This is a genomic window from Halomonas rhizosphaerae (assembly GCF_030012485.1).
GTDB classification, from domain to species: domain Bacteria; phylum Pseudomonadota; class Gammaproteobacteria; order Pseudomonadales; family Halomonadaceae; genus Halomonas; species Halomonas rhizosphaerae.
Genome location: NZ_JASCQQ010000009.1, coordinates 141,332 through 164,288 on the forward strand (window position 1 = coordinate 141,332; position 22,957 = coordinate 164,288).

Consider the following 22,957-nt stretch of genomic DNA (forward strand, 5'->3'; position numbering starts at 1 on the left):
GGGATGACCCAGCGGCCAGCCCCATGCCGACCCTGGAGGGCTGGCCTGCCGGGTATTCGGGATGCTTCCTCGCCAGATCATGGGATGCCTGCGCCCAATCGGCGAGTGGCATCCATCGGGACTCCCGCATACGCTGACCGCTCAAGGTCGCCGAGACGACCGGGCGCAATGACGACATCGTTGGAACGCCAGCCGGACCTATCCATCCTGTTCACCGCCATCGTTGCATGGAGAGTCGCACGGTATATTAGCGTTATTCGCAATAGGAGGGCGCGTGCATCGCGTCGCGGTCCGGTGGATGGTGGGGTTACCGGAAGATCGGAATATCCCGTTTCTGATCTGCGGTGGGCTCGCGGCAAGGGGGTACGGCCCCGAGCGTGCCCTGAACGACATCGATCCTTTCGTGCCCGGCGAGCATTTCTCGTCGGTGGGTCAGGCCGGCCAGGCATTCGCATCCAAGGCGGCCGCTCACCGCCGGGAGGAGGGCTGGAGCCTGACCTATGTCCAGTTCAGTTACCAAGGCGTCAAGGTGGAAATGGGCAGCGCGGATGGCCCGCGTGTCCTGGATGCAGGCAAGCTGCTGACCAGAACCACAAAAGAGCACGACCGATAATGTGGAGGTGAGGTAATGCACTATATCCTGTTCTATGAATACGCTCCTGACTACCTGGAGCGGCGTGGGGAATTCCGGGATCAGCACCTCGCACTGGCAAAGGCGTCCATCGAGCGGGGGGAATTCTTCCTCGGGGGCGCGTTTGCCGATCCGGCGGATGGGGCCGCCATCGTCTTCAAGGGAAATTCCAGAGACGTCGCAGCGTCTTTCGCCGAAGCGGATCCCTACGTCATCAACGGTCTTGTGACCGCCTGGCATGTCCGTGAATGGACCACCGTTGCGGGAAAGGACGCCGAACACCCTGTCGTGCCTTGAAAGCCCCATTCACCAGGAAAGGATCAGGTCTTATGAGCGACATGCATAATGATCCCATGGGGACATCCCACCGTCCATGAACGATGACCCCCTCACATGGTCACGTGACGCGATCTGCCTTCGTCCCTCATCGTGGGTCCTGAGGTCGATTGCCGACGACATCTACCGCCGTACGTGTCGCGTCAACTTCGACAGGCCAGGCTTCTGCGTGCTCCCTCTCGGTCGAGACATCGATTCCGTCGACCTCCGTCAGGTGATGGTGGACCTCAAGCGCGAAATGGCCGCGATCCATGAATCCACCACCGGCAACACGCTGGCGTACCTGTCGGCCGCACGCTTCGATCAACAGGAAACCACACGGCCGCATCTCGATGGCGGGCCGGATGAATGCTTCTTGATGCTCGGCTACGAGCCTTCTGCCATCGATTCCGACATCGAGATCTTCGACTACGCGAAATGCGCATTCGATCATGATCTCTCGCCGAATGAATTCATGGCCAGATACAATCCCATGTTCAAGCCCGGCCACGACCTCTTGCGGCCCTATAAAACTCGCGTGCCCTGCTTCTCGAGCACCGACTACCAGGTCCTCTGCATCAACAACTCGTGTTCGCCATATTCCGAGTCGCAACCGGCATGGCAGGGCACCCTGCATGCCGCGACGATTGCGCCACCGGACGAATCGAAACGCCGTGTGATCAACTCGACGATGATCGTTTCCGTCCCCGCGGGCACGCCGGATTTCATCGATGACTATCAGTTGAACGACTTTCTGACCACTTCAGCCGTCCGTCGACAAGATGATGGCTAACCGCACCGCGAAGCAGACACATGACCATGCCATGAACGCGGAGCCAGTGATGGTGCACTTTCAAGTGGCAGTGAAAAGCCGGCGCCCGGTGATGCCCATGGTGAAATATCAGGATCGTCGCATGGCAGGGGTAGCGGAGCGGCCTCCACATCCAGGTACCGCGCGTCGCCAGGACTTGCCCGTTGCGCCATAAGAAAGCAGTGATCATGGCCTTGGTCATTGTAACGGTGACCGTTGTCCTTGCCCTGACTTCAGGTCCCTGGGTGGCCCGCCAGGTGGCAATCGATCGCTGTTTAGACAACGGGGGGCGGTTTGACTACGAGTCAAACGAATGTTCGGGCGCTCGGCCAGGTGGGTGAGCCGGCAGCCTGGACGACATTCAACACGTCGTACCAGTTTGCGGCTGATGGCCAGCCCGCTGTGCCAAGGGTCAAAGCTCCAGCAAGGGTAGGTGAGCGTGACCATCACGAAACCCCTGGGCCCGTAATCCGGCTTGCGGGCTTTTGATTGCAGCGGTGCCATCACCTCACGCCGTTTGCCACGCCCGCTATGGAAGGGTTGGGATTCCCGCTGGCCCGGGGCCCAAGACCCCAGACGCCGGGGCGAGCGACGTCTGCGACCAATCGATGTGTGGCATCCATCATGACTCTTGCATACGCTAGCTGGTTAAGGTTGCTTAGACGACCAGGCGGTATACCAACATCGCCGGAACGCAGGGACTACCGCAGGGATGGCAGGGCGCCATCATGGCTTGCCGGGTAGGGGCGGTAGCGTGCCTGGAGAACTTCTCAGTTATTGAATGAACCCCTGTAGGTAAGAGCGCGATCTATCGGCTACTCCATCTCGCGGCATCCTATGCCGGCGGGATGCCGGACCCCGTGGAAGCGAATGAAGTAGCGTATCCAGTAGCAGTAGGTCTTCTCGGTGCGCGGGCTGTAACGTTTCACCCGCAGGGTGACCCTGATCCGGTTCCTCAGCTTCGGCGGTTTGCTGTGCGTATCCATACTCCCATCCTCTCGATGCATGGATGTACATACAGTATTATTGGCGTTGGCAAAACGCGCAAGCGTGCGAATTCTGTATAGGTGGCCAAGGTTTCCTTTGGGTGTCATGAAATCAGAGGGTTAGCTGAGGAAAGGTTGCGCTGATAATATTGTTGAACACGCATGCTCGTTCAAGTCAATAAACGAGCGCGCTGTCTAATACCTGTTAGCAATCAAATGGAGTAGTACGTGCACCAAGAAGAAGTAAATGCATTTGTTTGGGGAATACCTTGGTCGATAATGTGTATTTGGATTTATAACTATATTGAAAATAAAGTTGATTACAAAGATCAAAGCTACTTCGGGGCTATTTTGTTAGCTCCATTTATTTTGTCAGGTGTGTTAGCCCTAATCTTTTCTTGGCTTTACATATATAAATGGAATTCTGGTGCTGACTATGGCATTTCACCATTTGATGATTGGCTTAATATAATTTTTCCTTTTTTCTCTTCAATATTGTCATTTTTATCTACGTCTGGTGCGGTGTGGGGAATGTGGAAGTTGTATTCAAGGTATGGAAGATATTGATCGCTAACAAGGCAATAAATTCGGATTCGTAACAGTTTGCTCGGTTCTGCTTCGCTTCACATCTTAGCAAACTGTTACTCACCGCTTATTGCGGCGTTAGCCTTATAAGGAATTACCCAATGTACAGATACGATCAAAAACCAGGGACAAGGTTTACAGATGAGTCCAATGAAACACTTCAAAGAATAAGAGAATCTGAGTATGCAGTTTTAGTTGGTCGGAATAACTGCGGTAAATCCTTCTTACTTAAGACGCTCACTCAGCAATGGGGACAGAACGCTTCGTATCTTGGACCAGCAAGGTATCAAAACTTCAATCTGCTAGGACACTACACTCCAAATAGAAACCGTCGCGACGAAAAGTGGCGACAGTTTATGCAGCAATGGCAACAGCAGCAACAGAATATCGATAACTCCCCTGTCAATTTGCAGCAGGCTATTGCTGAGTTAGCCGATGAGCAGCGAGATAAATTGACAGAGATTATATTCGACCTTTTAGGAGTTACGTTAGAGTTTAGGTATACAGTAGAAAACAACTCTATGTCGCAAAAATACATTTCATGCGATGGGCATAATATTTCATACACTAGCTCTGGATTTCGTCTAATTACAACCCTAGTAACAAGTCTTTTAGACGAAGACTATGATACATTTCTTATTGACGAGCCGGAGCTGGGGATAAGCCCAGAAGCTCAAGGTATTTTGGCAGATTTTCTATTTGACCGAGCACATCGGCAAAAATACTTTCCACATATTAAAACCTTGGTTTTTGCAACTCACTCTACAATTTTTCTCGACAAACTGAACATATCCAATAACTACACTGTATCAAAGGCGGGGGATGAAATAACGGTATTACCTGTACAAACCCAAGCTGACTTTAATAGCATCCACTTTTTCTTATTAGGTAATAGGTTTGAAACTCTATATCTGCCTTCGTCAATTATTCTTGTTGAAGGAAAGTGTGATCATAAGTTCATAGAGAGAGTGATTTCTCTTAAGCATTCTAGCTCGCAAATAAGTGTTATTGCTGCCAATTCAGATAATCGCATTAAGGAGGTTCTTACTGTAGCAAAAGGACTTCTATCGGATCTTCAGCGGAGTCCATATCGTGACAGGATATTTATCATTTTGGATTCTGTACATTCGGCAGGTCTTCCTGATCAACTTGAAAGAATGGGAGTCCTTCCTGAAAACATTGTCATTTGGCCTAAGAACGGAATTGAATACTACTATCCACCTTCTTTAATCGATAGGATATACGGTCTAGGCGAAGAATTGACAATTGATGGGGATGTCGTATCGAGAAATGGTGTTTCGTATAACAAGAACGAATTGGTTGAAAAAGTTGTTTCTATGATGGGTGTGGAAACAGAAATGCAGCCAGAATTTCAAGCAATGTTTTTGTCAAAGCTTGAAGCGAAGCTAGGCTAACAAGCGCATGTTGTCGGACTGGTTTTCCGCTGCGCTCCAAACGAGCCACAAATGCGGGCGTTAGCTGCTCAAGTCAAATCATAACCGTTTCTTCTGGATTAAAAATAAAAGATGGATACACAATCTATTCTCACTTTGCCCCAAAAACACCGACGAACCTTCGTTGTGCTGTTGATTGCTTTTATTACGATCGCGCTACTGCTCGATTGGAAGCTCGGAACATTACCCTTCATTGAAACGCTGCTTGGATATATTAGAGCTATTGCGGCAGCAATTTTTACGTCACTGTTCTTATTGTGGGTAGTGAGCTCTTTCATTCCTCGGCAAAAAACTGCCGAAGGTATGATTGAGCTTGAAGCCGGAAAAATAACGAAGGAATTTGACAAGCTATTGAGCACGGCCACGAGGTGGCGTTACAAGGGAAACTTTGGCCGGTATATGCGAGGTAAGGTTCTCCCAACCCTGGCAGATCGACAAAATTGCCATATTAGTGCTTGCGTGATCGACCCTAACAATAAGGCATTGTGCGAAAAACACGCGTCATACCGAAGCCAAATAAACTCAATCGATAAGGGAAAACAGTACGATGCCGATACCGTCGCCCTTCAGATTCTAGTAACTGTCGTTATTTGTTCTTGGTACTCAAATAATCGAAGGGTAATCATAGATTTGTATCTAAGTGCTTCATTTGATCCTGTTAGGATAGATTCAAATGACGAGGCAATGATCATAACAGTGGAAGACCGTCGACAACCGGCGCTCAAAATCAACCGAGATCATTTCATCTATGAACACTTTGAGACATCAATGGAATTTGCGCGAGATCAGGGGACGAAAGTAAACCTTGATGGTATGCGGCGTGGAATTGAATTCGCCCAGATTGAGGAAAGTGATGTATTTGATGCTCTTGAAAGGGCCGGAATGACGGAGCTATGTAACAAAATTAAACCGGCGGTTGTTCTTCAGGCGTGTCGGGAGTCGAAAAATCCATATGAAAACTGAAATTTCAGATATGCTCGGTTTTCTTCGAGAAAACTTTGGTTCTCTCTCGGCCAATTTGGTTCCGCTTTGGCATCCGCTTGGGTTCGTCTCCTGTGTTATCGACGAAGTTTCTTCAAGCCATATTGCACGCGTGCATTATTGGCCTGAAGGTGAGCGAAGAGTCAAAAACCCTGATTGGCCCATTCATACCCATACTTACAGATTGGAGAGCCTCGTACTGGCGGGAGCGGTGAGGGACTTACAGTATCGTGTTCAGCCGGGGACGGAGTGGTGTGAATACTCCGTCAGTTATTATAGTGGTGGTTCAGAGATAGTTAGAACACCTAATGAAGTCGATACCTTTGCAGAAGTGGATGAATTACGTCGGTCCGGGAGTCGTTATGAGGTTCCTCGTGGAGTATATCACCAAACATTGGTGCCACACGAGCAGTCTGCGGTTACCCTCGTACTGTTGACTGATCATAGTTCCGACGCACCAAAAGTATTGGGCTCGAAGCTTGCTGAACGCTATCCATACGATCGAATATCGTTTGATCGCGAACGATTTTGGGGCGCTATCAAAGAGGCTTTGGAAAATCAGCTAACAAACGCAGGCAGGGGGCGCTCCTGACGTCGCGCCCTGCTGCAAACGTTAGACAAACTATGGGATATTTTCGTGCCATATTCTGATGAGCAAATTGCGAAGTTCGAACAAGAATATGGTCGGGTTTGCGAAGGTCTTCAGAATCTGATGCTGCAAACGGTGATTGCTGGTCAGAATTCCGCGCACCCGAGCGTAAAGGAGCACTTGTTACACGGAGCAGGTCGTCGAATAAGTGTTATTAAAAGGTCAATTGAAAACATATTCACTGAATTTCCGCCAAGCACTAAAAGGCCGATTAGTAGAGAAAAACTCTACGACGTTCAAATAAATCTTCATGCATATGTTATGAACCTTTACGGCATATTCGATAACTGGGCTTGGGCGTTTGTTTTTCGACACGACCTTTTGGAGAAGGTGGGCGGCAAACATGGCGTGGGGCTCTTCCACAAGAACACTGCAAAATATTGCCCTGAGCCCCTAAAAGACTATTTGTCGTCGAATATCATTATCGAATGGCGGGAAAAGTACTTAAAGTCATTCCGCGACGCGCTGGCTCATAGAATTCCTCTATATATTCCACCCGCCGAATTCACCGCTGAGGAAGGAGAGCAATACAATCAGTTGGAGTCCCTCAAAATTGAACTGATTAAAGCGATGAGATGGCAGGAATTGGAGGAGACGTATGAAAAGCAAGCGCAAATCGGAAGGCCATCCTTTGTGTTCTTGCACTCCTATGAGGAGGAACCTCCAAAGCCCATTCTCTTCCATCCTCAAGTGCTTTCTGATGGGCTAGCAATAATTGAGTTCGGGTCGCTGTATCTAAAGCATTGGGAAACCTGTGTCTAACAAATAGTTGCAGTGCGTTCCGGCCCTTTGGGCCTCCACCGGACGGGCTAGAGCGCGCCGCTGAACAAAAGCGTTCAACTGCCCACAAACAAAGCCCCGAGTCAGTCACCTGACTCGGGGCTTTTGCTTGTTGGCGTTGCGATTATCTCGCCGCCAGCGCCACCCCCACCTTGGAGCGGTTGGGCCGGCCGATGGCCTGGGTGATCCAAGTGCCGGTGGCGGCCAAAGCGTTCAGGTCGATGCCGGTCTCGATGCCGAGGCCGTCGAGCAGGTAGATCACGTCCTCGCTTGCCACATTACCCGAGGCGCCCTTGTGGCTGTAGAGAGAGGGCAGCCGCCGATCAGCGGCTGGCCAGTGCCACCCCCACCTTGGAGCGGTTGGGCCGGCCGATGGTCTGGGTGATCCAGGTGCCGGTGTCAGCCAGGGCGTTCAGGTCGATGCCGGTCTCGATGCCGAGGCCGTCGAGCAGGTAAACCACATCCTCGCTTGCCACGTTGCCGGAAGCCCCCTTGGCGTAGGGGCAGCCGCCGAGGCCGGCGACGGAGCTGTCGACCACGGCGATGCCTTCCTCCATCACGGCGTAGAGGTTGGCGAGCGCCTGGCCGTAGGTGTCGTGGAAGTGGGCGGCGAGCTTGTCCATGGGGATGTCGCGGCTTACGGCCTCGAGCATGCGTTTGGCCTTGAGCGGGGTGCCGGTGCCGATGGTGTCGCCGAGCGAGACCTCGTAGCAGCCCATCTCAAAGAGCGCCTTGCTCACTTCGGCCACCTTGGCCGGGGCGATCTCGCCCTCGTAGGGGCAGCCCAGCACGCAAGAGACGTAGCCGCGCACCCGCACCCCGGCCTGTTGCGCGCGCTCGAGCACCGGTTCGAAGCGGGCCAGGGACTCGGCCACGGAGCAGTTGATGTTCTTCTGCGAGAACGCCTCGGAGGCGGCGCCGAACACCGCCACCTCCTCGACACCGCACTCCAGGGCGCCTTCCAGCCCCTTGAGGTTGGGGGTGAGAGCCGCGTAGGTCACGCCGTCGCGGCGGGCGAGGTTCTTCATCACCTGGCGGTGGTCGGCCATCTGCGGCACCCACTTGGGCGAGACGAAGCTTGCCGCCTCGATGTAGCTAATGCCGGCCGCGCCGAGGCGCTCGATCAGCTCGAGCTTGGTGGTGGTGCTGATCGGCTCGGGCTCGTTCTGCAGCCCGTCGCGCGGGCCGACCTCGACCAGGCGCACGTGTTGGGGGAATGCCATGAATCTTCTCCTGTCTTGCTCAGGGCGAACCGATGAGGTGACTATTAGCCGCGGCTTACCCGGCGACAGGTCTACGAGCGGGGCCGGCCTTCCGGGGGCGCTGTGAACCCCTCCCTGGGCGCTACCGATGCCATCCCTGGCATAGGACCCCCTCTATACGACCTGTCTCCGGCGCCGCTAGCATTGGAGGATAGCGTTGCGGCTTAGCCTTGAGTTCGGCGCTCGGCGCTATTCGTCGGGGGCGAACTCCAGCAGCACGTCGCCCTGGCCCACGGTATCACCGGCCTGGAAGTGGAAGCTCGCCACATGCCCGTCAGCGGGGGCGGACATGGTGTGCTCCATCTTCATGGCCTCCATGACCATCAGCGGCATGCCCTTCTCGACGCGGGCGCCGGCCTCCACCAGCAGTGCCACCACGGTGCCGTGCATGGGCGCGGTGAGGGTCGACTCCGCCTCGTGGTGGCCGTGGTCGATGGCGTCGATGCGCCGCCAGAAGAGGCGGGTCTCGCCGCGCGGGTCGACCATCACCACCACGTTGCCGTCGCGGCGGGCCTGCAGGCGGCGGCGGTGGCCGTCCAGGGTCATGGCCACGGCGTCGCCGGCCAGCGGGTCGAGGCGCGCGGTGAGCGTCTCGCCGCCGATGGTCAGGTGCCAGGGGCCGGCGTTGTCCTCGCGGGTGCCCTCGACCACCACCACGGCCTCGGAATCGTCGTCGTCCTGGGCATGGGCCGGGTCGCACAGGGCGATGCGGATGGTGTGCGGGGCGTTTACGCGAAAGCCGTCGTGGCGGTCCCAGGGCGAGTCGCTCTCGCACTCGCGGGAGAGCTGGTTGAGGCCCACCAGGGCGGCCCCGGCATACTCCTCGATGCTGTAGCGGCGCGGCGCGAAGAGGGTCTCCTCGTGTTTCTCGATGAAGCGGGTGTCGAGCTCGCAGGCCTTGAAGGCCGGGTGGGTGGCCAGCCGCTGCAGGAAGGCGCGGTTGGTGACCACCCCCTGCACGTCGAGTGCGGCCAGCGCCCGGTTCAGCGTCGCCAGCGCCTGGGCGCGGTCGTCGCCATGGACGATCAGCTTGGCGAGCATCGGGTCGTAGTGCATCGAGACGGCGTCGCCGGTCTCCACGCCGCTGTCCAGGCGCACGCGCTCGGGGTCCAGGCCGGCGCCTTCCAGGTCCATGGCGAAGCGGGTCAGGGTGCCGGTGGCGGGCAGGAAGTCCTGCTCCGGGTCCTCGGCATAGAGCCGCGCCTCGAAGCTGTGGCCGGTGATGGTCAGCTCGTCCTGGGTCAGCGGCAGCGCCTCGCCCATGGCCACGCGCAGCTGCCACGCCACCAGGTCCTGGCCGGTGATCATCTCGGTGACCGGGTGCTCCACCTGCAGGCGGGTGTTCATCTCCATGAAGAAGAACGAGCCGTCGATGTCCAGCAGGAACTCCACGGTGCCGGCGCCCACGTAGCCGATTTCCTTGGCGGCGCGCACCGCGGCCTCGCCCATCTCGCGGCGCAGGCCCTCGCTCATGCCGGGGGCCGGGGCCTCCTCCAGCACCTTCTGGTGGCGGCGCTGCACGGAGCAGTCGCGCTCGAAGAGGTAGACGCCGTTGCCGTGGCTGTCGCAGAACACCTGGACCTCGACGTGGCGCGGCTGGGTCAGGTACTTCTCGATCAGCATGCGCTGGTCGCCGAAGGCGGCCTGGGACTCGCGGCGGCAGCCGTCCAGGGCGGCCTGGAAGCCGGCGGCGGCCTCCACCACGCGCATGCCCTTGCCGCCGCCGCCGGCGCTGGCCTTGAGCAGCACCGGGTAGCCGATCTTGTCGGCCTCGGCCTTGAGCAGGGCGTCGTCCTGGTCATCGCCGTGGTAGCCAGGCACCAGCGGCACGCCGGCGTTGGCCATGCGCGACTTGGCGGCGGACTTGTCGCCCATGGCGGCGATGGCCGAGGCGGGCGGGCCGACGAAGACGATGCCGGCCTGGTCGAGGGCCTCGACGAAGGCGCCGTTCTCGGAGAGGAAGCCGTAGCCGGGATGGATGGCGCCGGCGCCGCTGCGCCGCGCGGCCTCCACCACGGCCTCGACCTTGAGGTAGCTCTCGCGGGCCGCGGCCGGGCCCAGGCGGATGGCCTCGTCGGCCTCGCGCACGTGGCGGGCGTTGGCGTCGGCGTCGGAGTAGACGGCGACGGTGCGCAGGCCCATGGCACGCGCCGTGCGCATCACGCGGCAGGCGATCTCGCCGCGGTTGGCGACCAGCAGGGTGTCGAAGCGCTTGGTGTTATGGGTCGTCTGGCTCATTGTCGGCGCTCCGTGTTCGAGGGGGAGTCGGGGGCCCAGGCGGGGCGGCGCTTCTCGAAGAAGCTGGTGAGTCCCTCCTGGCCTTCATGGCTGACACGCAGCTCGCTGATCACCCGGCAGGTATGATCGCGGGTCGTGTTGCTGTCGGGCTCGCGGGCCACCTCGGCGAGCAGCGCCTTGGTGGCGCGGCTGGCCTGGGGCGAGGTGCCAAGCAGGGTGTCGACCATGGCCGCCACGGCGGCGTCGAGCTCCTCGTGGGCGACCACCCGGTGGGCCAGGCCCAGGGCCTCGGCGGTGGGGGCGTCCATGACCTCGGCGGTCAGCGCGTAGCGACGCATCTGGCGGGAGCCCACAGCGCGCTGCACGTAGGGGCTGATCACCGCCGGCGAGAGGCCGATCCTCACCTCGGAGAGGCAGAACTTCGCCTTCTCGGAGGCGATGACGATGTCGCAGCAGGCGGCCAGGCCCACGGCGCCGCCGAAGGCGGCGCCCTGCACGCGGCACACGGTGGGGCAGGGCAGGGTGTCCAGGCCGTGCATCAGCGCCGAGAGCTCCCGGGAGTCCGCCAGGTTGTCCTCGAAGTCATAGTCGACCATGCGCTTCATCCAGTTGAGGTCCGCCCCGGCGGAGAAGCTCTTGCCCTGGGAGCCCAGCACCAGCGCGCGCACCTCGTTACGGTGGGCGAGCTCGCCCACGCGGCGCAGATGATCGTTGAGCTCGGCGATCAGGTGGTCGTCGAAGGCGTTGTGGACGTCCGGGCGCTCCAGGGTCAGCCAGGCCACGCCGCGGTCGTCGATCGTCAGTCGGGAAGTTGTCTGTGTCATCTCGACCTCACATCCGGAACACGCCGAAGCGGGTCTCTTCCACTTCGGCATTCATGGCGGCGGCCAGCGACAGGCCGAGGATCTCGCGGGTCTGCAGCGGGTCGATCACGCCGTCGTCCCACAGCCTGGCGCTGGCGTAGTAAGGGTGGCCCTGGTGCTCGTACTGCTCGCGGGTGGGTGCCCTGAAGGCCTCTTCCTCCTCCTTGGTCCACTCGCGCCCCTCGCGCTCGATCTGCTCGCGCTTGACCTGGGAGAGCACGCCGGCGGCCTGCTCGCCGCCCATCACCGAGATGCGCGCGTTGGGCCACATGAAGAGCAGGTTGGGGTCATAGGCGCGGCCGCACATGCCGTAGTTGCCGGCGCCGAAGCTGCCGCCGATCAGCACGGTGAACTTGGGTACCTTGGCGCAGGCCACCGCGGTGACCAGCTTGGCGCCGTGCTTGGCGATGCCCTCGTGCTCGTACTTGGAACCCACCATAAAGCCGGTGATGTTCTGCAGGAAGATCAGCGGAATTTTCCTCTGGGCACACAGCTCGATAAAGTGCGCGCCCTTGACGGCACTCTCCGAGAACAGCACGCCGTTGTTGGCGACGATGCCCACCGGGTAGCCCTGGATGTGGGCGAAGCCGGTGACCAGGGTGTCGCCGTAGTAGCGCTTGAACTCGTCGAAGTCGGAGTCGTCGACGATGCGCCCGATCACCTCGCGCACGTCGTAGGGCTTCTTGAGGTCGGTGCCGACAATGCCGTAGAGCTCGCTGGGATCGAGGCGCGGGGGCTTGGGCGCCTGCATGGCGAGCTGGCCGCGCTTCTGCCAGTTGAGCCGCGAGATGCAACCGCGCGCCAGCTGCAGGGCGTGGGCGTCGTTCTCGGCGTAGTGGTCGGCCACGCCACTCACCTTGGCGTGCACGTCGGCGCCGCCCAGGTCCTCGGCGCTGATGCTCTCGCCGGTGGCGGCCTTCACCAGGGGCGGGCCGCCGAGGAAGATGGTGCCCTGCTCCTTGACGATGATCGACTCGTCGGCCATGGCCGGCACATAGGCTCCGCCCGCGGTGCAGGAGCCCATCACCACGGCGATCTGCGGGATGCCCTCGGCGGACATTGTGGCCTGGTTGTAGAAGATGCGGCCGAAGTGGTCGCGGTCGGGGAAGACCTCGTCCTGGCGGGGCAGGAAGGCGCCGCCGGAGTCGACCAGGTAGATGCACGGCAGGCGGTGCTTGCGGGCGATCTCCTGGGCGCGCAGGTGCTTCTTCACGGTGAGCGGGAAGTAGGTGCCGCCCTTGACCGTGGCGTCGTTGGCGACGATCACGCACTCCACCCCCGAGACGCGGCCGATCCCGGTGACCACGCCGGCGGCGGGCACCGCGGAGTCGTAGACGTCGTGGGCGGCCAGCGACGAGAACTCGAGGAAGGGCGAGCCCTCGTCGATCAGGTGGTCGATGCGGTCGCGCACGAACAGCTTGCCGCGGGACTCGTGGCGCTCGCGGGCCTTCGGGCCGCCGCCCTGGGCGATGGCCGCGGTCAGCTCGCGCAGCTTGCCGACCTCGTGGCGCATGGCGACGTCGTTGCCCTGAAAGACGTCGCTGCGCGGATTGATCTGGGTCTGGAGGATGCTCATGGAACGCGGCCCTTACTTGGATTCGTTGAAGATCTCGCGGCCGATCAGCATCCGGCGGATCTCGCTGGTGCCGGCGCCGATCTCGTAGAGCTTGGCATCGCGCAGCAGGCGCCCGGTCGGGTACTCATTGATGTAGCCGTTGCCGCCGAGCAGCTGGATGGCGTCCAGCGCCACCTGGGTGGCCTTCTCCGCGCAGTAGAGGATCACGCCGGCGGCATCCTTGCGCGAGGTCTGGCCGCGGTCGCAGCCGGCGGCCACGGCGTAGAGGTAGGCACGGCAGGCGTTCAGGGTGGTGTACATGTCGGCGATCTTGCCCTGCACCAGCTGGAACTCGCCGATGGACTGATTGAACTGCTTCCGCTCGTGGACGTAGGGCACCACGATGTCCAGCGCCGCCTGCATGATGCCGATGGGGCCGGCGGCGAGCACGGTGCGCTCGTAGTCCAGGCCGCTCATCAGCACGCGCACGCCCTTGCCGACCTCGCCGAGCACGTTCGCTTCCGGCACCTCGCAGTCCTGGAACACCAGCTCGCAGGTGTTGGAGCCGCGCATGCCGAGCTTGTCGAGCTTCTGGGCGGTGGAGAAGCCGGGCATGCCCTTCTCGATGATGAAGGCGGTGATGCCCTTGGAGCCGGCTTCCGGGTCGGTCTTGGCGTAGACCACCAGGACATCGGCGTCGGGGCCGTTGGTGATCCACATCTTGTTGCCGTTGAGCACGTAGTGGTCGCCGCGCTTCTCGGCCTTGAGCTTCATGGAGACCACGTCGGAGCCGGCGCCCGGCTCGGACATGGCCAGCGCGCCGACGTGCTCGCCGCTGATGAGCTTGGGCAGGTACTTGGCCTTCTGCTCGGCACTGGCGTTGATCTTGAGCTGGTTGACGCAAAGGTTGGAGTGCGCGCCGTAGGAGAGGCCCACGGAGGCGCTGGCCCGGGAGATCTCCTCCACGGCGATGCAGTGCGCCAGGTAGCCCATGCCGCTGCCGCCGTCCTCGTCCGACACGGTGATGCCGAGCAGGCCCATGTCGCCGAACTTCTGCCAGAGATCGTTGGGAAACTCGTTCTTCTCGTCGATCTCGGCGGCGCGCGGGGCGATCTCGTCCCGGGCGAAGGCGTTGACCTGGTCACGCAGCATGTTCAGCTCGTCGTCGAGGCCGAAGTCGAGGGGCTTGTAGGGCGTATGCATGGCGGGCTCCCGTTCTTGTCAGGTGAGGCGCCGACCGCTCGGGTGAGGCGCCAGGGGCAAACAGTTGGTCATCAGGATGGCAGATGGCACAAGACTAGGCGAGGTTGACGTTAACGTAAAGTGCAGGTTTTGGCGGCTACGACGAATGTCGAAAGGGGGATGAGGGATGAGGGGTGAGGGGTGAGGCGTGAGGCGTGAGGCGTGAGGAGACCGGCCACCGGGCGGTGGCCGGTCTCGAGAGCCTAGCTGGCCAGCCAGGTGATCAGCTGGTGGTAGAGCGGGATGCCGAGGATCACGTTGAGCGGGAAGGTGAAGCCGAGCGAGGCCAGCATCGCCAGGCCGATGTTGGCCTGGGGGATCGCCGTGCGGATGGCGGCCGGCGCGGCGATGTAGGAGGCACTGGCGGCAAGGGCGGTGAGGATCAGCAGGGAGCCCTGGGGCAGCCCCAGCGCCAGGCCGACGCTCAGGCCGGCCATCGCCAGCAGCGGCGGGGCCACCAGGGCGAAGGTGAGCAGTCGCCAGTGGAACCAGGGAATCGGACGCAGGGTGTCCGCCGCGGTCAGGCCCATCTGCAGCAGGAAGAGGGCGAGCACGGCATGAAAGGCACTGGTGAAGAGCTCGGTGACGTTGGCGCCCTCCTGGGGGCCATACATGGCGCCGATCACCGCGCCGCCGGCCAGCAGGATCACGCCGCGGTTGGTCAGGGTTTCGTGCCAGATCCCCTGCATCGCTTCCCCGGCGGCCTTGCCCGCATGACGGCGATAGAGCGCGATGGCGACCATGATCGCGGGCAGCTCCATCATCACGAGATAGAGGGTGACCTCGGCGCCGATGGGCAGGGCGCGGCTCTCGGCGAAGGCCAGCGCCACGGCGAAGGTACCGGCGCTCACCGAGCCGTAGTGGGCGGCTATGCTGGCGCTGTCGGCAGCGGAGAGGCGCACCAGGCGGCGCAGCACCGGCATCAGGGCCAGCGGGATCAGCGCGCCGAGGGCGGCCACCGCGGCCAGTTCGGGCACCAGTGACCAGCTCAGGTTGCCGTAGAGCGCCATGCCGCCCTTGAGGCCGATGGTCAGCATCAGCAGCAGGCTCAGGGTGTCGTAGGCGGCCTTGGGGATGGTCAGGTCGGACTTCACCAGCCCGGCCAGCAGGCCGAGCAGGAAGAACATCACCACGATATCGGGCATCGGGAGGTCTCTGGTGGCTGAAGGAAAACGCCACGCATTCTGCGAAGCCCCGGACATTGATTCCAATAAACTCTTTCGCATTGCATCATTGACGATCATCTATAGACGATCCAGGGCACCCCGCCAATGAACATCCGACACCTGACCTTCCGCCTGCTGCAGGTCTATGCCGCGGTGGTGCGTGCCGGCTCGATCAGCGAGGCGGCGCGTCGGCTCCACCTGACCCAGCCTACGGTCTCCCAGCAGCTGCGTCGCCTGGCCGAGACGGTGGGCGAGCCGCTGCTCGAGAGCCGCCAGGGGCGCCTGGTGCCCACCGAGGCGGGCGGCGAGCTCTACCGGGCGAGCCGCGAGGTGTTGGGGCGCTTCGACGACTTCGAGGACTACCTGGCCTCGCTGCGCGGCGGGGCGCGGGGGCGTTGCTCCATCGCCCTGGTCAACACCGCCCAATACGTGCTGCCGCGCCTGCTCGGCCCCTACAGCCGGGCCTTTCCCGAGGTGGACGTCACCCTGCATATCGGCAACCGCCGCCAGGTGCTGACCCGCTTCGAGCGCCAGGACGACGACCTCTACGTGTTCAGCCACCCCCCTTCGCTGGCCCATGCCCGGGCCGGCCGGTTCCTGCGCAATCCCCTGGTGGCCGTGGCGCCGCGGGGCCACCCGCTGGCGGAACGCGACCGGGTGGCGATGAGCGAGCTGCTGGGCGAGCGCTTCCTGCTGCGCGAGCCCGGCTCGGCCACGCGGATGCTCTTCGAGAGTTGGCTGCAGGAGCAGGGCTTGACCCTGGGGCCGACGTTGCAGATGGCCAGCAACGAGGCGATCCGGGTCGGCGTGGCCTCGGGGATGGGGCTCGCCGTGCTCTCCGAGCACGTGCTGCCGCCGGAGCATCCGGATCTGGTGATCCTGCCGGTGGCGGGGCTGCCCATCGAGAGCCACTGGCAGTTCATCGTGCGCCGCGACCGGCGACTGCCGCATGCCGCACTCGGGCTGTTGCGCTTCGCCGAGGGGCACCTGGGTGAGTGCGTGGAGGCCCGTTTCCTGTGCAACGAGATCCCCGACCTGTTGGCGGGGCTGGAGGTGACCGATGCTTGACCCTGCGAAGGGCAGCGATGCGACACGGGGAGGCACACGATCATGAACCTCGTGCGAGGCGTCCTGTGCGGCCTGCTGGCCTGGCTGTGGGCGGGAATGGCCATGGGGGCGGCCATCGACAGGCAGGACCTGGAGGCCTTCGTCGACGGCTTCGTGAAGGCGCGCATGGAGGCCCACCGCGTGGCCGGCGTCACGGTGGCGGTGGTCAAGGACGACGAACTGCTGCTGGCCAAAGGCTTCGGGTCGGCCGACCTCGAGGCCGGGCGCCCGGTAGTCGCCGAGCAGACCCTGTTCCGGCCGGGCTCGATCTCCAAGCTCTTCACCTGGACGGCGGTGATGCAGCTGGTGGAGCAGGGACGGCTCGACCTGGACGCCGATATCCGCGACATCCTGACCGACTTCCCCCTGGCGACCCGCTACCCGGCGCCCATCACCCTGCGCCAGCTGATGGCCCACACCCCGGGCTTCGAGGACACGGCCATGGGCCATCTCTTCGAGGATGACCCCGACGCCGTGCTCTCGCTGCGTGACTACCTACGCCGCCATGCCCCGGCCCAGGTGCGACCGCCGGGCACCTGGCCGGCCTACTCCAACTACGGGGTGGCGATGGCCGGCCTGGTGGTCGCCGAGGTCAGCGGCCTCTCCTGGGAAGCCTACGCCGAGCGTTACCTGCTGGAGCCGCTGGGCATGCGGGACAGCACCTTCCTCGAGCCCTGGGGGCCGCAGCGCAAGCAGGCCCCCATGGCGCCGGCCCTGCGCGAGCGGGTCAGCGAGGGCTACCAATGGGTCGAGGGCGCCTTCCGGCCGGGCGGCTTCACCTTCGTCGGCGGCATCGGCCCGGCCGGCAGCCTCTCCACCACGGCGACCGACATGGCGCGCTTCATGCGCGCCCACCTCAACGAGGGTCGCCTCGGCGACGTGCAATTGCTCACGCCGGACACGGCACGCGAGATGCAGCGAACCCACTATCGGGTGGCCCCGGGGCAGCCCGGCATGGCCCACGGCTTCATCGAGAGCGAGATCGCCGGCTACCGGGCCATCGGCCATGGCGGCGGTACCGTGCACTTCGTGTCCGACCTGCAGCTGATCCCCGAACTCGAGCTGGGGGTGTTCATCTCCACCAACAGCAACGGCGGCCAGGCGCTGATCCGCGGCTTCGTCGAGCAGCTGGTGCGCCGCTACTTCCCGACCGAAGCCCCCGCTGCGGCCACGGCGCCCGACGACCCGGCGCGCTATGCGGGGGATTACCTCTCCACGCGGCGGCCCTATACCACCGTCGAGGCGCTGCTCAACCACGACATGACCGGCGTCCACCCGGACCGGGACGGCCGGCTGGTGCTGAGCCGCCGGGGGCGGCAGGTGCGCCTGGTGCAGGCGCCGGGCGAGGGGCACTTCCGCCAGGCCGATAGCGGCGAGTCGCTGCGCTTTCTCGCCGACGAGAGTGGCGCCGTGACGCACCTGGCCGTGCCGGAGCCGATCATGGTGATGGAGCGGGTCGGGCCGCTGGCCAACCCGCGATGGCGGCTGGCCTTCCTGGGCCTGGCCGGGGGAATGTTCGTCGCCACCCTGGTGGTGGCGCTGGTCGGCCGGGAGCGGCCGCCAGCACGTCGCGCCGTGGTGCGCTGGGCCGCACGGCTGACGCTGCTGGCCGCCGGTCTGTGGCTGGTGAGCATGGGACTGGCCCTGGCCGGTGTGCTGCCCATCACGCAGGACGTGGGACTCGCCTTCTTCGACTTCCCGCCACCGGCCTTCGTGGCCGCCCAGGGCGTCGCCATGCTGGCGGGGGCGGCCAGCCTGGGGGCGCTTGCCCTGCTGGTGCCCGTGCTGGGTGAGGAGGGTTGGCCCCGGGGCCGGCGCCTGCGCCATGTCGGGCTGGTGGTGGTGTTGCTGCTGACGCTGTTGACGATCTGGCAGTTCAACGGCTTCGTGTTGATGGGCTGAAGCCGGAAACACGAACGTCACGCGCCTACGCGGCGCGTAGCGAGTGACCTGCGCCCGGTGTCAGACCCTGACATCCCGTTAACGGTCTGACACCGGAAGGAGGGCCACCGCGCAATGATCACAAGCAAGCTGCCGGGGGAGGGGGCCTTGACGTTGGCTGGGCGTCGTTAGTCTCCCAACGCCAGCGTGATAGCCTGCCCGATCAACCTGTCTCGATACTCGCACGTCACGCGGGTCGGTCAATCGCCACACATGAATGGGTGTACTGCCATGGCCAAGGTCCTTGCGACGGCTTCCGGAATTGCAGAAGCAGAAGCCTATCAGGGCAAGGTCCTTCGCGGGGTGTCACGCACCTTTGCCTTCACCATTCCTCAGCTCCCGGCCGATCTGAGCAAGGTCGTGACCAATGCCTACCTGCTCTGTCGTATTGCCGACACCCTGGAGGATGAACCGACGCTTTCCGCGGTTCAGAAGACCCTCTTGCATGAACGGTTTCTGGCGGTGCTGAGAGGAGAGGAGAAGGCCCAGCGTTTCGCCAGACAGGTCACGCCGCTACTCTCGCCGGCCACGTCACCGGATGAGCGAGAGTTGATGGCCAACACGCCACTGGTCGTCCGTTGCACCCATAGCCTCGAAGTGCCCCAACAGCAGGCGCTGGTCAAGTGTGTGAGCATCATGTGCCGGGGCATGGGCCATTACCAGGACGATGCCAGCCTGGAGGGCTTGGCAGACCTGGGCGAGGTGGACCGCTATTGCTATCACGTGGCAGGCGTCGTGGGTGAAATGCTCACCGAACTGTTCTGTCAGCATTCAGGCGACATGCATGAGAAGCGTGACGAGATGCTGGCCCTGGCACCGTCGTTCGGACAAGGCCTGCAGCTTACCAATATCCTCAAGGACCTTTGGGACGATCGGCAACGTGGCGTCTGCTGGCTGCCCCGCCAGGAATTTCGGGAGTTTGGTGTGGACGTGGCGAGCCTGGCGCCGGGACGCAGTGATCCGGAGTTTGCCACCGCACTGCGATACATGGTCGGTATTGCGCATGCCCATTTGCGGAATGCCTTTCGCTACACCCTGATGGTTCCCGCGAAAGAAACGGGTATCAGGCGTTTCTGCTTATGGGCCATCGGCCTGGCCGTGCTAACACTCAGGCGGATAGATGCTCGGCCGACCTATTGCACGGGGCGACAGGTCAAGGTGTCACGCCGCACGGTCAAGGCCGTCATCGCGAGTACCCGCCTGGTGACACGTCATGATGGGATGCTCAAGCTGCTGTTCAGCGGTGTGACCAGAGGATTGCCACTCGGGCCGCTCGGGGGCCCACACCCGGAACTTAGTGCATGGGCTTCCGAACTTTCCGATGGTGATGGCGCTTCAGCGGCACGTTATGCCCTTCGGCTAGGCAATGACGAGGGGTAGACAGGTATCATGGCCAAGGAGGTGACCATTGGTTAGCACTGGCTCGAGCGAGCGCGACGAGACCGTTTCCTTCGATGACGAGGAACTGATCCTGGTCGATGACGAGGACAGGGAGCTGGGGCATTTGAGCAAGGCAAAGTGCCACGAAGGAAGCGGTGTGCTGCATCGCGCCTTCTCGCTGTTCGTGTTCAATCATGACGGGGAGCTTCTTCTGCAGCAGCGGGCGGAAGGCAAGCGTCTTTGGTCGCTGTGCTGGTCCAACAGCTGCTGTAGTCACCCACGCCGAGGCGAGCCCATGGAAGAGGCGATTCACCGGCGACTATGGCAGGAGGTCGGCATCGAGGCGCAACTCGCCTTCCTCTACAAGTTCCGCTATCAGGTCCAGTACGGTTCAAGCGGCGCCGAGCACGAGCTTTGCTGGGTATATCTTGGGGGCACTGACAATGAGCCACGCCCCAACCGCCAGGAGATCGCCAACTGGTGCTGGATATCACCCGCAGGGCTCGATGCCGAGCTGGCCTCCCGCCCGGAAGACTATACGCCCTGGTTCAAGATGGAGTGGACGCGATTGCGGAGTGAATTTGCCGATGAGCTCAAGCGATATACCCGATAGGCTCGACGGCGGAGAGCAGGCCTTTCATGGCCCGGCTGGACGTGGCCGGGCACTTGCGGGTCTGCGGGTGAGGCGATGTTATCGCCGGGTCAGTCGGAGCGGGCGTTGGGGAAGAACAGCTGCTGGCCCTTGACCTCGAAGTCGGCGATGGCGGCCTGGCCCTCGTCGGAAAGCAGCCACGCGTGCCACTGCGCGGCCAGGTCGTGCTTGAGGTGGGGGTGGCGCTCGGGGTCGATCAGCACGCTGCCGTACGGGTTGAACAGCGCCTCGTCGCCCTCGAAGAGAAGCTCGAGGTCCTGTGGATTCTCGAAGGCGACCCAGGTGGCGCGGTCGGCCATCACGTAGGCGTCCATGCCGGCGGCGGTGTTGAGCGTCGGGCCCATGCCGCTGCCGAGCTCCCGGTACCACTCGCCTTCGGGCTCGACCCCCGCGGCCTGCCAAAGACGCAGCTCGGCGCGATGGGTGCCGCTGTCGTCGCCGCGGGAGGCGAAGGGCGCCTCGGCCTCGGCGATCAGCTGCATCGCCTCGGCCACGCTCTCGGCCTCGGCGATGCCGGCCGGGTCGCTCCCCGGGCCGATGAGCACGAAATCGTTAACCATGACGTCGGCCCGCTCGCTGCCATAGCCCTCCTCGACGAATCGCTCCTCGCCTACGGTGTCGTGCACCAGCAGGCTGTCGGCGTCGCCGCGGCGGGCGATCTCGAAGGCTTGGCCGGTGCCCACGGCCACCACCCGGACCTCGATGCCGGTCGTCTCGGTGAACGGCGGGATGATGGCGTCGAACAGGCCCGAGGCCTCGGTGGAGGTGGTCGAGGCCAGGGTGATGAAGGGGGCCTGTTCCCGGGCCGAGACACCCAGCGCGAACCCCGTGAGGCCAATGGCGGCGAGGGTGAGTCCTGTCGTCTTCATGGTGCCCTTCCTTCTTTCCTGGGGGGTGCCTTTCTGGGGGGTGCCTGGTGGACGTGAGCGGTCTACCAGACCAGCTCGCCGCGGACGAAGGCCCTGCCTTCCGGGGTCTGCGGCTCGGCGAAGAAGCGCTCGGCCGGACTGTGCTCGATCAGTCGGCCGCCATAGAGCAGCACGATGTCGTCGGCCAGGCGGCGGGCCTGCTGGAGGTCGTGGGTGGTCATCATGATTCGCGTGCCGCGCCGGTGGAAGTCGCGCACCGCGGCCTCCACCGCCTGGATGGCGGCCGGGTCGAGGGCGGCGGTGGGCTCGTCGAGGAACAGCACCTCGGGCTCCACCAGCCAGGCCCGAGCCAGGGCCAGGCGCTGCTGCTCGCCCCCCGAGAGTACCCGGGCCGGGCGCTTCTCGAGGGCCGCCAGGCCGAAGCGCTCCAGCGCCTCCCGGGCCAGCGGCCTGCGTCGACGGTGAGGCGTGCCGTGGATCGCCAGGGCGTAGGTGAGGTTGGCAAGGGCCGAGCGCTTGAGCAGCACCGGGCGCTGGAAGACCATCGCCTGGCGGGGCGGGCGCCCTTCCCAGCGCACGCGGCCACGGGAGGGCGCCAGCAGCCCGTGGGCCAGGCGCATCAGCAGGCTCTTGCCGGCGCCGTTGGGGCCCATCACCAGGGTGCGGTGGCAGCCTTCGAGGCGCAGGTCGAGGGGATGCAGCAGGGTCTGGCCGCGATGGACGAAGCCGACGCCTTCCAGCGCGAGCGAGGGTATGGCTGCCACGGGTAGCCGCCTGAGATCGTTCATCCCAGCCGCCTCTGCGCCGTCTCGCCCACCAGGTGCGCGGCGGCATTGACCAGCGCGACCAGCGCGAGCAGCACCATGCCGAGGCCCAGCGCCAGGGGCAGGTTGCCCTTGCTGGTCTCCAGCACGATGGCGGTGGTCATCACCCGGGTGACGCCGTCGATGTTGCCGCCGACGATCATCACCGCCCCGACCTCGGCACTGGCCCGGCCGAAGCCGGCCAACATCACGGTCGTCAGGCCGAAACGGGCGTCCCACAGCAGGGTCGGGATGCGGCGCGCCCGCGACACGCCCAGCGAGGCGAGCTGCTCGCGGTAGTCGCCGTGGAGTTCCTCGACCTGCTGGCGGGTCAGGGCGGCGATGATCGGCAGCACCAGGATCACCTGGGCGATCACCATGGCACCAGGGGTGAAGAGCAGGCCGAACTCGCCCAGGGGCCCGGCCCGGGAGAGCAGCAGGTAGACCGCCAGCCCGGCCACCACCGGGGGCAGCCCCATCAGTGCATTGAGCATCACGATCACCGCCCCGCGGCCGGGAAACCTCCACAGCGCCAGGGCCGCGCCCAGCGGCAGGGCGATCAGCGCGGCGATCAGCACGGCGGACAGCGAGACCTGCAGCGACAGCGTCACGATCCCGATCAGGTCGGGGTCGCGGCCCAGGATCAGGGCCAGGGCGGTCTGGAAGGCGTTGGGATCGTCGGACATC

23 protein-coding genes are annotated in these 22,957 nt (G+C 62.6%); 12 read left to right on the forward strand and 11 right to left on the reverse strand.

Annotation, left to right across the window (positions count from 1 at the left end; translation table 11 throughout):
• Positions 1–274: 274 nt before the first annotated feature.
• From QLQ86_RS04805 to QLQ86_RS04815, 3 genes are all read left to right on the forward strand, one after another.
• Positions 275–613: a hypothetical protein gene (locus QLQ86_RS04805; RefSeq protein ID WP_282816078.1), complete on the forward strand. Its 339-nt coding sequence runs from the start codon at positions 275–277 to the stop codon at positions 611–613.
• 15 nt (positions 614–628) lie between these two features.
• The gene (locus QLQ86_RS04810) at positions 629–928 is read left to right on the forward strand and encodes a YciI-like protein (protein ID WP_278033606.1); all 300 of its coding nucleotides are present in this window, start codon (positions 629–631) and stop codon (positions 926–928) included.
• 76 nt (positions 929–1,004) lie between these two features.
• Positions 1,005–1,739 (forward strand): hypothetical protein, encoded by a 735-nt coding sequence (locus tag QLQ86_RS04815; RefSeq protein ID WP_282816079.1) that lies wholly within the window; start codon positions 1,005–1,007, stop codon positions 1,737–1,739.
• An 833-nt stretch (positions 1,740–2,572) separates the two neighbouring features.
• Here QLQ86_RS04815 and QLQ86_RS04820 read toward each other — a convergent pair.
• A complete protein-coding gene (locus QLQ86_RS04820; protein WP_282816080.1) occupies positions 2,573–2,743 on the reverse strand; it encodes a phage integrase N-terminal SAM-like domain-containing protein in 171 nt (56 codons plus the stop codon).
• 228 nt (positions 2,744–2,971) lie between these two features.
• Between QLQ86_RS04820 and QLQ86_RS04825 the strand changes: the two genes are divergently transcribed.
• From QLQ86_RS04825 to QLQ86_RS04845, 5 genes are all read left to right on the forward strand, one after another.
• Positions 2,972–3,310 carry a hypothetical protein gene (locus QLQ86_RS04825; RefSeq protein WP_282816081.1) on the forward strand — a complete coding sequence of 113 codons (339 nt, stop codon included), beginning with the start codon at positions 2,972–2,974 and terminating at the stop codon, positions 3,308–3,310.
• A gap of 119 nt (positions 3,311–3,429) precedes the next feature.
• Positions 3,430–4,743, forward strand: coding sequence for an ATP-dependent nuclease (locus QLQ86_RS04830; RefSeq protein WP_282816082.1), 1,314 nt, complete (start codon positions 3,430–3,432; stop codon positions 4,741–4,743).
• 111 nt (positions 4,744–4,854) lie between these two features.
• Entirely contained in the window at positions 4,855–5,745 is an 891-nt protein-coding gene (locus QLQ86_RS04835) for a hypothetical protein (protein WP_282816083.1), read from the forward strand.
• A complete protein-coding gene (locus QLQ86_RS04840; protein WP_282816084.1) occupies positions 5,735–6,355 on the forward strand; it encodes a hypothetical protein in 621 nt (206 codons plus the stop codon). The genes QLQ86_RS04835 and QLQ86_RS04840 overlap by 11 nt, the downstream gene beginning before the upstream one ends.
• A 45-nt stretch (positions 6,356–6,400) precedes the next feature.
• Positions 6,401–7,174: a hypothetical protein gene (locus QLQ86_RS04845; RefSeq protein ID WP_282816085.1), complete on the forward strand. Its 774-nt coding sequence runs from the start codon at positions 6,401–6,403 to the stop codon at positions 7,172–7,174.
• Between the two features lie 142 nt (positions 7,175–7,316).
• Here QLQ86_RS04845 and QLQ86_RS04850 read toward each other — a convergent pair whose 3' ends face one another.
• The 7 genes from QLQ86_RS04850 to QLQ86_RS04880 form a co-directional block, all read right to left on the reverse strand.
• On the reverse strand, positions 7,317–7,469 hold the full coding sequence (locus tag QLQ86_RS04850) for a hypothetical protein (RefSeq protein ID WP_407650042.1): 153 nt from the start codon (positions 7,467–7,469) through the stop codon (positions 7,317–7,319).
• Between the two features lie 46 nt (positions 7,470–7,515).
• Positions 7,516–8,415 carry a hydroxymethylglutaryl-CoA lyase gene (locus QLQ86_RS04855; RefSeq protein WP_282816086.1) on the reverse strand — a complete coding sequence of 300 codons (900 nt, stop codon included), beginning with the start codon at positions 8,413–8,415 and terminating at the stop codon, positions 7,516–7,518.
• A gap of 228 nt (positions 8,416–8,643) precedes the next feature.
• On the reverse strand, positions 8,644–10,692 hold the full coding sequence (locus tag QLQ86_RS04860) for an acetyl/propionyl/methylcrotonyl-CoA carboxylase subunit alpha (RefSeq protein WP_282816087.1): 2,049 nt from the start codon (positions 10,690–10,692) through the stop codon (positions 8,644–8,646).
• Complete coding sequence (locus QLQ86_RS04865) at positions 10,689–11,516, reverse strand: enoyl-CoA hydratase-related protein (protein WP_282816088.1); 828 nt, start codon at positions 11,514–11,516, stop codon at positions 10,689–10,691. The genes QLQ86_RS04860 and QLQ86_RS04865 overlap by 4 nt, the downstream gene beginning before the upstream one ends.
• A gap of 7 nt (positions 11,517–11,523) precedes the next feature.
• The gene (locus tag QLQ86_RS04870; RefSeq protein WP_282816089.1) at positions 11,524–13,131 is read right to left on the reverse strand and encodes a carboxyl transferase domain-containing protein; all 1,608 of its coding nucleotides are present in this window, start codon (positions 13,129–13,131) and stop codon (positions 11,524–11,526) included.
• Between the two features lie 12 nt (positions 13,132–13,143).
• On the reverse strand, positions 13,144–14,313 hold the full coding sequence (locus tag QLQ86_RS04875) for an isovaleryl-CoA dehydrogenase (RefSeq protein ID WP_282734694.1): 1,170 nt from the start codon (positions 14,311–14,313) through the stop codon (positions 13,144–13,146).
• A 242-nt stretch (positions 14,314–14,555) separates the two neighbouring features.
• Positions 14,556–15,497 (reverse strand): sodium-dependent bicarbonate transport family permease, encoded by a 942-nt coding sequence (locus tag QLQ86_RS04880; protein ID WP_282816090.1) that lies wholly within the window; start codon positions 15,495–15,497, stop codon positions 14,556–14,558.
• 126 nt (positions 15,498–15,623) lie between these two features.
• On the opposite strand from QLQ86_RS04880, the gene QLQ86_RS04885 reads away from it, so the two are divergent.
• The 4 genes from QLQ86_RS04885 (at position 15,624) to idi (ending at position 20,559) form a co-directional block, all read left to right on the forward strand.
• A complete protein-coding gene (locus tag QLQ86_RS04885; protein ID WP_282816091.1) occupies positions 15,624–16,586 on the forward strand; it encodes a LysR family transcriptional regulator in 963 nt (320 codons plus the stop codon).
• Between the two features lie 42 nt (positions 16,587–16,628).
• On the forward strand, positions 16,629–18,527 hold the full coding sequence (locus QLQ86_RS04890) for a serine hydrolase domain-containing protein (RefSeq protein WP_282816092.1): 1,899 nt from the start codon (positions 16,629–16,631) through the stop codon (positions 18,525–18,527).
• Positions 18,528–18,797: 270 nt separating this feature from the next.
• Positions 18,798–19,946 (forward strand): phytoene/squalene synthase family protein, encoded by a 1,149-nt coding sequence (locus QLQ86_RS04895; protein ID WP_282816093.1) that lies wholly within the window; start codon positions 18,798–18,800, stop codon positions 19,944–19,946.
• Between the two features lie 28 nt (positions 19,947–19,974).
• Positions 19,975–20,559: an isopentenyl-diphosphate Delta-isomerase gene (gene idi / locus QLQ86_RS04900; RefSeq protein WP_282816094.1), complete on the forward strand. Its 585-nt coding sequence runs from the start codon at positions 19,975–19,977 to the stop codon at positions 20,557–20,559.
• 89 nt (positions 20,560–20,648) lie between these two features.
• Here the strand turns inward: idi and QLQ86_RS04905 are convergent, their stop codons facing one another.
• The 3 genes from QLQ86_RS04905 to QLQ86_RS04915 all read right to left on the reverse strand — a co-directional run bounded on the left by QLQ86_RS04905 (position 20,649) and on the right by QLQ86_RS04915 (position 22,956).
• On the reverse strand, positions 20,649–21,467 hold the full coding sequence (locus QLQ86_RS04905) for a substrate-binding domain-containing protein (protein WP_282816095.1): 819 nt from the start codon (positions 21,465–21,467) through the stop codon (positions 20,649–20,651).
• Between the two features lie 62 nt (positions 21,468–21,529).
• A complete protein-coding gene (locus tag QLQ86_RS04910; protein WP_282816096.1) occupies positions 21,530–22,231 on the reverse strand; it encodes an ATP-binding cassette domain-containing protein in 702 nt (233 codons plus the stop codon).
• Positions 22,232–22,251: 20 nt separating this feature from the next.
• The gene (locus QLQ86_RS04915; RefSeq protein ID WP_282816097.1) at positions 22,252–22,956 is read right to left on the reverse strand and encodes an ABC transporter permease; all 705 of its coding nucleotides are present in this window, start codon (positions 22,954–22,956) and stop codon (positions 22,252–22,254) included.
• Between the last annotated feature and the right edge of the window lies 1 nt (position 22,957).